Origin of the sequence: Pseudomonas sp., from assembly GCF_049590575.1 — a bacterium.
Lineage (GTDB): Bacteria > Pseudomonadota > Gammaproteobacteria > Pseudomonadales > Pseudomonadaceae > Aquipseudomonas.
In genome coordinates this window covers 1-12,231 of record NZ_JBAWDE010000152.1, presented here as the reverse complement: position 1 = coordinate 12,231, position 12,231 = coordinate 1, and the positions used below count along the sequence as shown (strand labels likewise).

General features: G+C 62.9%; 13 protein-coding genes and 1 pseudogene. 7 read left to right on the top strand and 7 right to left on the bottom strand.

From position 1 onward, the window contains the following. Positions 1-118: 118 nt before the first annotated feature. Positions 119-1,330 carry an alanine transaminase gene (alaC, locus tag WBR57_RS11470; protein ID WP_424083931.1) on the bottom strand — a complete coding sequence of 404 codons (1,212 nt, stop codon included), beginning with the start codon at positions 1,328-1,330 and terminating at the stop codon, positions 119-121. 195 nt (positions 1,331-1,525) lie between these two features. Between alaC and WBR57_RS11465 the strand changes: the two genes are divergently transcribed. Then, complete coding sequence (locus WBR57_RS11465; protein ID WP_424083930.1) at positions 1,526-2,005, top strand: GyrI-like domain-containing protein; 480 nt, start codon at positions 1,526-1,528, stop codon at positions 2,003-2,005. Between the two features lie 40 nt (positions 2,006-2,045). Here WBR57_RS11465 and WBR57_RS11460 read toward each other — a convergent pair whose 3' ends face one another. Then, entirely contained in the window at positions 2,046-2,540 is a 495-nt protein-coding gene (locus tag WBR57_RS11460; protein ID WP_424083929.1) for a GNAT family N-acetyltransferase, read from the bottom strand. A gap of 211 nt (positions 2,541-2,751) precedes the next feature. Between WBR57_RS11460 and WBR57_RS11455 the strand changes: the two genes are divergently transcribed. Beyond that, positions 2,752-3,228: an SRPBCC family protein gene (locus WBR57_RS11455; RefSeq protein WP_424083928.1), complete on the top strand. Its 477-nt coding sequence runs from the start codon at positions 2,752-2,754 to the stop codon at positions 3,226-3,228. Between the two features lie 35 nt (positions 3,229-3,263). On the opposite strand, the gene WBR57_RS11450 is transcribed toward WBR57_RS11455, so the two are convergent. Then, on the bottom strand, positions 3,264-4,118 hold the full coding sequence (locus WBR57_RS11450) for a LysR family transcriptional regulator (RefSeq protein ID WP_424083927.1): 855 nt from the start codon (positions 4,116-4,118) through the stop codon (positions 3,264-3,266). 88 nt (positions 4,119-4,206) lie between these two features. Here WBR57_RS11450 and WBR57_RS11445 point away from each other — a divergent pair. Further along, positions 4,207-4,645 (top strand): annotated as a pseudogene (locus WBR57_RS11445) (multidrug/biocide efflux PACE transporter). 38 nt (positions 4,646-4,683) lie between these two features. Here the strand turns inward: WBR57_RS11445 and WBR57_RS11440 are convergent. After that, positions 4,684-5,442, bottom strand: coding sequence for an SDR family NAD(P)-dependent oxidoreductase (locus WBR57_RS11440; protein ID WP_424083926.1), 759 nt, complete (start codon positions 5,440-5,442; stop codon positions 4,684-4,686). 108 nt (positions 5,443-5,550) lie between these two features. Between WBR57_RS11440 and WBR57_RS11435 the strand changes: the two genes are divergently transcribed. Next, positions 5,551-6,447, top strand: a complete 897-nt coding sequence (locus WBR57_RS11435; protein WP_424083925.1) for a LysR family transcriptional regulator — start codon at positions 5,551-5,553, stop codon at positions 6,445-6,447. Here the strand turns inward: WBR57_RS11435 and WBR57_RS11430 are convergent. Beyond that, positions 6,444-7,361 (bottom strand): LysR family transcriptional regulator, encoded by a 918-nt coding sequence (locus WBR57_RS11430; RefSeq protein WP_424083924.1) that lies wholly within the window; start codon positions 7,359-7,361, stop codon positions 6,444-6,446. The genes WBR57_RS11435 and WBR57_RS11430 overlap by 4 nt on opposite strands. Positions 7,362-7,466: 105 nt before the next feature. Here WBR57_RS11430 and WBR57_RS11425 point away from each other — a divergent pair, with 105 nt between their 5' ends. The 3 genes from WBR57_RS11425 to WBR57_RS11415 are packed head-to-tail and all read left to right on the top strand — an operon-like array spanning position 7,467 to position 10,133. Then, positions 7,467-8,225 (top strand): 5-oxoprolinase subunit PxpA, encoded by a 759-nt coding sequence (locus WBR57_RS11425; protein ID WP_424083923.1) that lies wholly within the window; start codon positions 7,467-7,469, stop codon positions 8,223-8,225. Between the two features lie 58 nt (positions 8,226-8,283). Further along, positions 8,284-9,162, top strand: coding sequence for a 5-oxoprolinase subunit B family protein (locus tag WBR57_RS11420; RefSeq protein WP_424083922.1), 879 nt, complete (start codon positions 8,284-8,286; stop codon positions 9,160-9,162). Continuing rightward, complete coding sequence (locus WBR57_RS11415; protein WP_424083921.1) at positions 9,159-10,133, top strand: biotin-dependent carboxyltransferase family protein; 975 nt, start codon at positions 9,159-9,161, stop codon at positions 10,131-10,133. The genes WBR57_RS11420 and WBR57_RS11415 overlap by 4 nt, the downstream gene beginning before the upstream one ends. Positions 10,134-10,241: 108 nt before the next feature. On the opposite strand, the gene WBR57_RS11410 is transcribed toward WBR57_RS11415, so the two are convergent. Then, complete coding sequence (locus WBR57_RS11410; RefSeq protein ID WP_424083920.1) at positions 10,242-11,858, bottom strand: inorganic phosphate transporter; 1,617 nt, start codon at positions 11,856-11,858, stop codon at positions 10,242-10,244. A gap of 102 nt (positions 11,859-11,960) precedes the next feature. Next, the coding region (locus WBR57_RS11405; RefSeq protein ID WP_424083919.1) for a CorA family divalent cation transporter at positions 11,961-12,231 on the bottom strand (271 nt) is incomplete at its 5' end.

The following is a 12,231-nucleotide window of genomic DNA, read 5'->3' as shown; positions in this document are numbered from 1 at the left end:
GGGAGCGGGCTTGCTCGCGAATACGGAGTATCAGTCAATGTATTTGGCGACTGATCCACCGCGTTCGCGAGCAAGCCCGCTCCCACATTTTTGACCGCATGATAATAGTTGGATCGGGTCAGGCTTTAGTCACCAACCCATCCGCCCGGAACATCCCGCGAATGCCGCGCACCGCCTGGCGAATCCGGTCCTGGTTCTCGATCAGCGCAAAGCGCACATGGTCGTCACCGTACTCACCAAAGCCGATCCCCGGCGACACACACACCTTCGCCTCCAGTAGCAATTTCTTGGCAAACTCCAGCGAGCCCATGGCCGCGTACTGTTCGGGAATCTTCGCCCAGACGTACATCGACGCCTTGGGGTTCTCGACCATCCAGCCCAGCTCGTGCAGGCCCTTGACCAGCACATTGCGGCGCTGGCGGTACTGCTCGGCGATGTCCTTGACGCACTGCTGATCGCCTTCCAGCGCCGCAATCGCTGCCACTTGCAGCGGGGTGAAGGTGCCATAGTCGTGGTAACTCTTGATCCGCGCCAGGGCGTTGACCAGCTCCGGGTTGCCGACCATGAAACCAATGCGCCAGCCGGCCATGTTGTAGCTCTTGGACAGGGTGAAGAACTCCACCGCAATGTCCTTGGCGCCCGGCACCTGCATGATCGACGGGGCTTTCCAGCCGTCGTAGACGATGTCGGCGTAGGCCAGGTCGTGCACCACCAGTACGTCGTACTGCTTGGCCAGGGCGATCACGCGTTCGAAGAAGTCCAGCTCCACGCACTGCGCGGTGGGGTTGGACGGGAAGCCGAGGATCATCATCTTCGGCTTGGGGATCGAGCCACGAATCGCGCGTTCCAGTTCCGCGAAGAAATCCACGCCGGGAATCAGCGGCACCGAGCGCACCTGGGCGCCGGCAATCACCGCGCCGTAGATGTGAATCGGGTAGCTCGGGTTGGGCACCAGCACGGTGTCGCCCTGGTCCAGGGTGGCCAGCATCAAGTGCGCCAGGCCTTCCTTGGAACCGATGGTCACGATGGCTTCGGTTTCCGGGTCGATGTCCACTTCGTAGCGGTCTTTGTACCAGCGCGAAATAGCACGGCGCAGACGCGGAATGCCTTTGGACGTGGAATAGCCGTGGGTGTCTTCACGCTGGGCGACGGTGACCATTTTTTCCACAATGTGTGGGGGCGTGGCGCCGTCAGGGTTACCCATGCTCAAGTCGATGATGTCTTCGCCGCGCCGACGCGCAGCCATCTTCAGCTCGGCAGTGATATTGAACACGTAAGGGGGGAGTCGATCTATGCGCGCAAAGCGGCGCGGCGAACCTTGGTCGGCCATTGTTGCCTCGAGATACGTAAGCGCCCGGAACCGTCCGAGCGACGTCGGCCACTGCGGTGGCCTGCGGGGCAGACAATACGGTCGATGATGGCCAGTTGTCCAGATGCGCAGGAAAAATTTCTGCTTGGAGTCAAACCGAGATATGCCCCTATACTCGATGCGGGTTTGTTCCCTCATAAGAAAGAGACTATTCGTATGGATCAGCAGACAAAACAACCATTAGCGCCGCGCATGGAAGAGGGCAGGGCCCTGGTGATCGCCGGGCTCAAGGGGCATTACGACAAGGCCACCGTGGGCGATATACCCAAGTTGTGGGAAGTGCTCGACGAGAACATCAAACACCTGCACAAGCGCGTCGATGGCCAGACCTACGGCGTGTGCTACAACGCCAGGCAAAATGAATTCGACTACCTCGCCGGTGCTGAAGTCCCGGCCAAAAGCGATGTGCCAAGCAACTTCGAATCAGTGGAGCTGCCTGCCCGCCGCTATGCGGTATTCCCGCACTACGGTCCGGTGCAGGCGCTTGAGCAGACGTACGAACGGATCATGTTCGAGTGGTTGCCGCACTCGGGCTTCAAAGTGGCCGGGGCGGATTTCGAGCGCTACAGCGCGGATTTCAATGGCAAGAAAGGCACGGGCAGCGTTGAGATCTGGTTGCCGGTGGAGGCCAAGTAAACCCGCCAGCTACACCCTCTTGCCACAGGTGTAGCCTCGCTCACGCGGTCAGTGCGAGCGCCAACCGGCGCTCATACCCGATCCGCCCCCTGTACGCCTCGCCGCTGTCCACCCAGCCAGCCGCGAGGTACAGGCCCATCGCCGCCCGATTGTCCGCGTCCACCGACAACTCCAGCGCCTTGATCTGCGGCCACGTCTGCAGCGCAGCGGCGGGCAATGCCTGCAAACACGCCTTGCCGAACCCGCGCCCTTGCTGGTGCCGGTCCACCTGCAACGCGTGCAGCGTGGCGCTGTGTTCATCGGCCCAGTGGGGCAGGCAGGGCGGGCGTTTGAGCAGCAGGAAGGCCACGGGCTGTTCGTCGGCGAGCAGCGCGAAGCCCTTGATCGCGTCGGGATTGGGATTGACCAGCAGACTGTTCAGCGCGCAGTAGATATCGCCGGAATACGCCAATTGCTCGGGGTGCACTTGCAGGGTGTCGAGCTGCTGTTTTTGCACGAGGCTCAGCGTCTCATAGGGGGCGAGGCGGGTTTCCATTGGTGGCGCATCCGAATTCCTACATAGAGGCGCGAATTCTAGCCGGTTTGCCTGAGCAGGGGGCTGCGCCTTTCGACAGGCCAATCGCGCCGGTCTGTTCCACCTGAAACACTGAGCGCCACGGACTATAGTCAGTAGTCCGAAACCGCAGACGCGGTGCGTGCATTGACTCTCTGAATACAACAATCAAAAGACTCAGGAGGTTTACCCCATGACCACGCAACCTGCCGAATTTGAACTGTCCATCAGCCGTCTGATCGACGCCCCGCGCAGCAAGGTGTTCCGCGCCTGGACCGAGCCTGCCTTGCTGCAGCAGTGGTGGGGGCCCCACGGCATGACCACACCCGAGTGCGAAATGAACCTGTGGGTTGGTGGTCTGTTTCGCACCCTGATGCGCGCACCGGACGGCGCCGAGTACCCGACCCAGGGCGTGTTCCTGGAGATCCAGGCGCCGAGCCGGCTGGTGTTTACCGATGCGTACTCGCCAGGCTGGATCCCGTCGGGCAAACCGTTCATGACCGCTGAAGTCACCTTCGAAGAGGTCGATGGCAAAACCCGCTACACCGCCCGCGCCATGCACTGGAGCGAATCCGACAAACAGGCCCACGAAGCCATGGGCTTTTATGACGGTTGGGGCCAGAGCCTGGACCGCCTGGTGACGCTGGTCACCCAAGGCATGCCCGATTGACCCTTGCGAGCATGGCATTTACCGCCGCGGCCTGATCAGTCGAGCATCTGCGCCAGCATCCAGCTGCCCGCCGGGCCTGGCGGATGCTGGCGCGACCACAGTGCGTCCACCGCCACCGAGCGCGGCCAGCTGCGCACATTCAGTTCAACCAGCCCGGCATTGCCGAAGCGCTCGACCAGCCAGCGCGGCAATGCCGCCCAGCCGAAACCGAGCTGGGCCATCTCCATCAACATCAGAAAACTTGGCGCCGACCAGACGCGGCCGGTGGGGCGTGTTTCATTCGGGTTGATGATGCTCGCCAGGCGCAATTCACGGTGTTGCTCCAGCGCGTGCTGGTCGATGTCCGGCAGGCTGGCCAAGGGATGCGTGGGGGCGACGAACAAGGCGATTTCCGTGCGTTGCGCCACGGGCGCGCGGGTCAGGTCGGGCGGGTACACCTCCTGGGCTTCGATCAAGGCAATCTGCGCGCGGCCGCTTTGCACCAGGGCGATCAGGTCTTCGCACTCGGCAATCAGCCATTCCAGCTCCAGGTCCGGGTAGCGCTGTTCGAAGGCCTTGAGGGCCAGCTCGAAACGCTCCGACTGGTAGGTATCGGACATGGCGATACTCAGCTTGGGCTCCAGCCCCTGGGCCAGCTGGCTCGCCGCCAGCTCCAGGCGGCTGCTGGCCTCCAGCACCTGCTCGGCGCGTTGCAGCAACACGTGGCCGGCCGGCGTCAGCGTCGGCTTGCGGCTGCTGCGATCGAACAGCACCACATCCAGGTCAATCTCCAGGCTCGCCACCGCCGCGCTGACGGTGGACTGGCTCTTGCCGAGCTTGCGCGCCGCCGCCGAAAACGAGCCCTGTGTGGCGGCCTGGACGAACGCCTGCAGCACTTCATTGGAGGCCATGACTATCGCCTTTGTCGATGGTTATTGGTTATGAAGTATCGATTCAAAGGCTAATCATGGCAACCATCGTCATTCACGGAGCCGGGTTATGACCCCTACCAAGTCGATTACTGAACGCGTGTGCCAGGCCCTGGGTTTTGAAGGCCTGGCCTTATTGATCTGTACCCCGTTGCTGGTGTGGATCACCGGCAGGCCCGCCCTGGAAATGGGCGCCGTGACCCTGGGGCTCAGCCTGCTGGCGCTGACCTGGAACATTATTTTCAACAGCCTGTTTGACCGCTTGAAGGTGCGTTTGCAGTGGTCCGGCGGCGCCTGGACCCGCGTGTTGCACGCGCTGATGTTTGAAGGCGGGCTGATTATCGTCGCCGTACCCCTTGATTGCCGCGTGGCTGAACATCAGCCTGATGCAGGCGTTTTTGCTCGACATCGGCGTGCTGCTGTTTTTCCTGCCGTACACCTATGTGTATCACTGGGGGTATGACGTGGTGCGCGAGAAAATCCAGCAGCGTCGTGCACTCGCTGTATAGCCACAGGCCATCGCTGGCAGTGGCGCCGCGCAGCAGACCTACAGAAACATGCCGCCCGAGGCCTCGATGCGCTGCCCGGTGATCCAGTGGCTGCCATCGGCCAGCAAGGTCGAAATCGCCCCGCCGATGTCGTCCGGCAAACCGGCGCGGCCCAGGGCGGTGTTGTTGGCGACCATCGCATTCAAGCCCGGGTTGTCGCGCACGGCGCCGCCACTGAAGTCGGTGGCAATTGCGCCCGGCGCCAGGGTGTTCACGCTAATCCCGCGCGGGCCCAACTCCTTGGCCTGGTAACGCGACAGCACTTCCACCGCACCTTTCATTGAGGCATACGCTGCATAGCCCGGTAGGCTGAAGCGCGCCAGGCCGCTGGAGATATTGATGATGCGCCCGCCATCGCTGATCAGCGGCAGCAGTTTTTGCGTGAGAAAAAACGGTGCCTTGAAGTGGATCGCCACCAGGCGGTCGAACTGTTCTTCGGTGGTGTCGGCAAAGCTGGCATGCGTGCCAATACCTGCGTTGTTGATCAGAAAATTGAAGTAGTCCTGTGCGAAAACATCCTTGAGCAGCGTGGCGATTTCACCAACGAAGTCACTGAAGGTCTCGCTCCGGCTTACGTCCAGTTGCAGCATGGCGGCGCGGCCCCCCAGCGCTTCAACCTGTTCGACGACGGCCTGGGCTTCGGCCGCTGCGCTGTGGTAAGTGCCGATGATGTCGACGCCTTGTGCCGCCAGGTGCAGCGCGGTGCTTTTGCCCAGGCCGCGGCTGGCGCCGGTGATCAGTGCGATTTTACGGGTCATGGTGCAGTCCTCATCTGATGTGATCGTGGGACTGAGTGTATTTGTCCGGTGTTAACGTGATAAACAGGGTGTTGTCGGAATCACTGGCCGGATAAGGCGAACAATCCCATGAACAAACTGGAGCTGCTGCGCACCTTTGTGCGCGTCACCGAACTGTCGAGTTTTACGCAAGCGGGCGAGAGCCTGGGCCTGCCGCGCTCCACCGTGTCCGAGCATGTGCAGGCACTCGAGGAACTGCTTGGCGCGCGCCTGTTGCAGCGCACCACGCGCAAGGTGCAGGCCACCCAGGATGGGCGCGTGCTGTATGAGCGCAGCAAGGACCTGCTGTCGCACATGGAAGAACTCGAGGGTTTGTTCCGCCAGGATGAAGCGCAACTGAGCGGGCGCATTCGGATGGACATGCCCAACGTGATGGCGCGGGACCTGATCCTGCCGCGCCTGCCCGAGTTCATGCAGGCCCACCCGTTGATCGAGCTGGAAATCAGCACCACCGACCGCCAGGTCGACCTGCTCGCCGAAGGCTTCGACTGTGTGCTGCGGGTCGGCGCGCAGCCCGATCAGTCAGTGGTGGCGCGGCTGCTGTGCAGCATGCCGATGGTCAACTGTGTCAGCGCCGGGTACGTGCAGCGTTATGGCACGCCCGAGACCCTGGCCGATCTGGTCAACCACCAGTTGGTGCATTACGTGCGCCCGTTGGGTTCACGTTCGCCGGGCTTCGAATACCAGCACGGCAACAAGGTGCACCGCGTGCCGATGGCCGGGCGGGTCACGGTCAACAGCACCGACGCGTATAAAGCCGCGTGCCTGGGCGGTTTCGGGATTATCCAGGTGCCGGTCCTGGGGATTCGCGATCTGCTCGCCAGCGGCGAGCTGGTGGCGGTGCTGTCCGACTACCCGGCGCCCGCGCTTGACGTGGCGTTGCTCTACGCCGGCCAACGGCACCTGCCGCAACGCGTGCGGGTGTTTATGGATTGGCTGGCCGGCATTGTGCAATCGCGGCTCTAACGCCGGGCCGACAATTGCTGCGGCGCCAGGAACGCGTCGTGGAAATAGTCGCGCACGGCCTGCATCGCCGGGGTAAACGCGCGCTCGCGGTGCCAGGCCAGGCCGACGCTCATAGGCGTGACCGGGTCGGTCACGGTCAGGGTTTCGATGCGCTTGCCCTCCAGCGACCACGGCCGGTGCACCAGGTCCGACAGGATCGCCACGCCACTGCCGTTGGCGACCATGCTGCGCACCGCCTCCACCGAACTGGTGCGCAGCCTGACGTTGGGCGCCTGCCCGGCTTGCTCCCAATAGCGCATGGCGCTGTGTTCGGCCTCGTCGACGGTGAGCAGGATATACGGCTCTTGCGCCACATCCGCCAGGCTCACGGCGCCGCGCTCGCACAACGGGTGATGGCTGGGCAGCCACAGACGGCGTTCCGAGTTGAAGAGAATTTCAGACACGATAGCCGGGTGGGTGAGGTTGGCGGTGAGCACCACCGCCATGTCGAACTGGCCGTCGAGCAGGCCTTGTTCGATGGCCTGGCGCTCCTGTTCGAACACCTCGATGTTTACGTCCGGGTGCCAGTGCTCCATGCGCTGCAAGTGGTGGGGCAGGAAATACCCCAGCACCGTGTAGCTGGCGGCCAGGCGCAGCACGCCGCTGGCGCGGTAGTCGGGCAGCGGGCTGTTCAGCGCGTCATCCACGCTGCGCAGGATCACATAGGCGCGGTTGAGAAAATGCCGCCCGGCGTCGGTCAGGTTCATGCCCTGGGCCGAACGCACAAACAGCTGCGCGCCGAGCATCGCCTCCAGTTCCTTGATCGCCGTGGTCACCGCCGATTGGGAAATGTTCAGGTGGATCGCCGCCTGGGAAATCTGGCCGATTTCAGCGGTGGCGACGAAATAGCGGACTTGGCGCAACGTCAGGGACATGGCTTTATCTGTTTTTCAGAAGATGGGTCATCTGATAATAGATCTTCCCAGGGGGTCAAGGCCCGGCCTACTTTCCTTGCATCACCTTTGGCGGAGCAACCCCCGATGCAGGCAGTGGATTTCAACTCGGACATGGGCGAAGGCTTCGGCCCCTGGACCATCGGCGATGGCGTCGACGCGGAGCTGATGGCCTACATCAGCTCGGCCAATATCGCCACCGGCTTCCATGCCGGCGACCCCGGCACCATGCGCCGCACCGTCGCACGCGCCAAGCAACTGGGTGTGGCGATTGGCGCGCATCCGGGCTTTCGCGACCTGGTCGGCTTTGGCCGTCGGCATATCAACGCGCCCGCCCAGGAACTGGTGGACGACATGCTCTACCAGCTCGGCGCCCTGCGTGAAATTGCCCGCGCCCAAGGCCTGACCTTGCAACACATCAAGCCGCATGGCGCGCTGTATATGCACCTGGCCCGCGACGAAGAGGCCGCGCGGCTACTGGTGCAAAACCTGCAAATCATCGAGCCGACGCTGTTGCTGTACTGCATGCCCAACTCGGTGATCTGGCGAGTGGCCAAGGAACTCGGGCAACCGGTGGTGCGCGAGTTTTACGCCGACCGTGAGTACGATCTCACCGGCTCCATCGTGTTTACACGCACGGTGCGCGCGCTTGATCCTGCAACGGTTGCGGCGCGGGTCCTGCGTGCGTGTCAGACCGGGTTGGTGCGCACCGTGGAAGGCGAAGACCTGTTTATCGAGTTCGATTCCATCTGCCTGCACAGCGACACCCCCGGCGCCCTGGAACTGGTAGAAGCGACCCGTGAAGCCTTGGACAAGGCGGGCATTGACGTCAAAACCCCAGAATAAAAACACTGAACCATCACTTTTTGCCTGCCTTTCTACAATGATTCCAAGAGGAACAGACATGGCTCAAACATCCCCCATCCGCTACAGCTTCGGCGCTGATGAACACCTGTTTGCCGAGGTCAGCGACAGCATGTCCCTGGAGGCTTTTTTCAAAGGCATGGCCGTGACCCGCGCTGTAGAGCGCCTGGCGTTGGACGGTGTGCTGGATGTGTGCCTGGCCAATGCGTCATTCCAGATTCGCTTCGACCCCGACCGCATCGCGCCGCATGTGTTGCTCGACGCGGTGCAAAGCGCCGAAGCCCAGGCCGTCGCCGAACGTACGTTGCACACGCGCATCATTGAAATCCCGGTGCTCTACAACGACCCCTGGACCCACGAAACCCTGATGCGTTTTCGCGACCGCCATCAAGACCCGACCGGCACTGACTTGGAGTACGCCGCGCGCATCAATGGCCTGGCCGATGTCGACGCGTTTATCGCCGCCCACAGTGGCGCGCCGTGGTTTGTGTCGATGGTCGGGTTTGTGGCGGGCTTGCCGTTCATGTTCCAGATGGTCGAGCGCGAGCGGCAATTGCAGGTGCCCAAGTACCTGCGCCCGCGCACCGATACGCCCAAGCTGACCCTCGGGCATGGCGGCTGCTTTGGCTGTATCTACTCGGTGCGCGGCGCCGGTGGCTACCAGATGTTTGGCGTGACCCCGGCACCGATCTACGACCCGGCGCAGCAGTTGGCCTACCTCAAAGAACACATGGTGTTCTTCCGCCCTGGCGACATCGTGCAGTTCAAACCGATGGATCGCGAGGCCTACGACCTGGCAGTGGCCGCAGTCGACGCCGGGCGTTTTGACCTGCGCATCCGCCCGGTGGAATTTTCCCTCGACGCGTTTCTCGCCGACCCCATCGGCTACCCGAAAACCCTGCAGGAGGCGCTGGCATGATCAAGGTCCTCAAACCCGGCCTCGCCACCTCTGTGCAAGACCTTGGCCGTGAAGGCTACTACCACCTGGGCATCCCGCCCTCCGGTGCGCTGGACCAGTACGCGCTGAGTGCAGCCAACCATCTGGTGGGCAACCCGGTCGGCGCGGCAGGCCTGGAGTGCACGTTGATCGGGCCTGAACTGGAGTTCCGGCAGGACGCCCTGGTGGCACTCTGCGGCGCGTTGATGTCGCCGCGCCTGGACGGTGAAGTGGTGCACCAGGACACCGCGTTCCAGGTGCGCGCCGGGCAGGTGCTGCGTTTCGAATTTCCCAAGGCCGGCGCGCGGACTTACCTCGCAGTGGCCGGTGGCATCGACGTGCCGTTGGTGCTCGGCAGCCGCTCGACTTACACCCTCGGCGCCCTCGGTGGGTTTCACGGGCGACGTTTGCAGGAAGGCGACGAACTGCCGATTGGCGCGGCCAGCGGCGACGGCCGCGCGGGTAATAGTTTGCCGATGGCGCTGCGCCGCTCCGTCGGCGGCGACGTGACCCTGCGGGTGGTGCCGGGGCTGTATTACGAGCGATTGACTGACACCGCCAAAAGCAGCTTTTTTGCCGAACCGTGGACGGTGGGTTCCGAGGCCGACCGTATCGGCTATCGCTTCAAGGGCGGCAGCGCGCTGAGCTTCCAGCCGCGTGAGCAGCCATTCGGCGCGGGCTCGGACCCTTCGAATATCGTCGACAGTTGCTACCCGATCGGCTCGATCCAGGTGCCGGCGGGGCTGGAGCCGATTGTGCTGCACCGGGATGCGGTGTCGGGCGGCGGCTACGCGATGATTGGGACGGTGATCAGTGCGGATCTGGATTTGATCGGGCAGATGCAGCCGAACCAGCGGGCTGGGTTTGTGGCGGTCAGCCTGGAGGAGGCGCTGGCGGCGCGGCGGGTCTATAAGAAGCGGCTGGCGGCGATGGCGGGTTTGTTCGCCGGCTGAAAATGTGGGAGGGGGCTTGCTCCCGATAGCGGTGGGGCAGCTAAAAATAAGCTGGCTGAGCCACTGCCATCGGGGGCAAGCCCCCTCCCACAATTAAACGGTGCGGTGTCAGAACAATTGGGTGAACAGCCAGTACAGGCTGCCCGACAGCAGAATCGCCGCCGGCAAAGTCAGCACCCAGGCCATCAGCAAATTACGGATGGTCTTCATCTGCAAGCCACCGCCATTCGCCACCATGGTCCCCGCCACACCGGACGACAACACATGCGTGGTCGACACCGGCAACCCATACATATCCGCCGCGCCGATGGTCAGCATCGTCACCATCTCGGCCGAGGCGCCCTGGGCGTAGGTCAGGTGGGTCTTGCCGATCTTCTCGCCGACCGTGACCACGATGCGCTTCCAGCCGACCATGGTGCCCAGGCCCAGGGCGATGGCCACGGCGATCTTGACCCACAGCGGAATAAACCGCGTGGCGTTGTCGATCTGGTCCTTGAACAGCGTGAGCTTGCCGTGGGTGTCGGCGTCGAAATTGCCGACCTTGCCCTTGTCCATCAGGCGAATGGTTTCGCTGGTCAGGTACATGTCGTTACGCACGTTGCCTACGGCTTCGGCAGGGACTTTGGCCAGGGAGCCGTAGCCTTTTACTTCATCACCGATATGGCCGGCCAGTGAGGCGAGCGCCGGCACCAGTTCCGGGGTGGCTTCCTTGGTGCGCACATAGGTCGACAAAATCGGCCGTGGGTCACCGGGTAAGACTTGCGGCGCACTTTTCACCAGTGCCGCCTGGGTCACTTCCGCCACGGCGGCGAACTGCAACGATTGCTCGGCGGGCATGGTGCGGTTCAGCGCATAGGCCATCGGCAGGGTGCCGACCAGAATCAGCATGATCAGGCCCATGCCTTTCTGGCCATCGTTGGAACCGTGGGCGAACGACACGCCGGTGCAGGTGGCGATCAGCATGCCGCGAATCCACCACGGCGGCGGGGTGTCGCCTTTCGGCGCCTTGTACAGCGCTCGGTTTTTTACAAAGGCGCGCAGGGCCAGCAGCAACAGGGCCGCAAAGGCGAAGCCGATCAGCGGCGATAGCAGCAGCGCGTAACCGATCTTGATCGCCTGGCTCCAATCCACCCCGCTGGTGCCGTCACGCCCGTGCATCAAGGCGTTGGCCACGCCGACCCCGATGATCGAGCCGATCAGGGTGTGCGACGACGACGCCGGCAAACCCAGCCACCAGGTGCCGAGGTTCCACAGGATCGCGGCGATCAGCAAGGCGAAGATCATGGCGAAACCGGCCGATGAACCCACCTGCAAAATCAACTCCACCGGCAGCAGGGCGATGATGCCGAACGCCACCGCACCGCTGGAGAGCAGCACCCCGAGGAAGTTGAAAAAACCCGACCACATCACCGCGAAATGCGGCGGCAGCGAGTTGGTATAGATCACCGTCGCGACCGCGTTGGCGGTGTCGTGGAAGCCGTTGACGAACTCGAACCCCAGGGCGATCAACAGCGCCACACCCAGCAACAGGAACGGCGTCCAGGTGGTGACCACCGTGCCCAGCTCGTGCATGTCATGCATCAGGCTGTAGGCGGTAAACAGCAGGCCCATGGCGAGTACGGCGAAGAACATGATCACCGTCACCAGGCCGGGTTTCTTGTCCAGCCTGGGTTTGGGGTCGGTGTGCGACGCGGAGGTGGAGGCAGTCAGGGAAGGGGTGGCCATGCCGGAGCATCCAGTGTGAGGAGGATGTCGTTGATGATCATTGCAAGATGTTACAGAGATGCTGCTGTAAGTCAGTGTTTGGCCGATTGGGTGTGCCGCCGGTCAGTAATCCTTGCGCTTTCTGAAGGCCCAGCGCCCGGCGATCAGGGTAAAGGTCGCGACGAGCGCCACCAGAATCCAGAAGCCTTCCGGGTCCTGGGAGAGCGGCACGCCGCCAACGTTCATGCCGAAAAACCCGGCGATGATGTTGATCGGCAGCGCCAGCACCGTCACCACGGTGAGGGTAAACAGCGTGCGGTTGCTTTGTTCGTTGAGGTTGGCGGCGATCTCTTCCTGCAACAGTTTGATCCGCTCTCCCAGGGCGGTCAGGTCG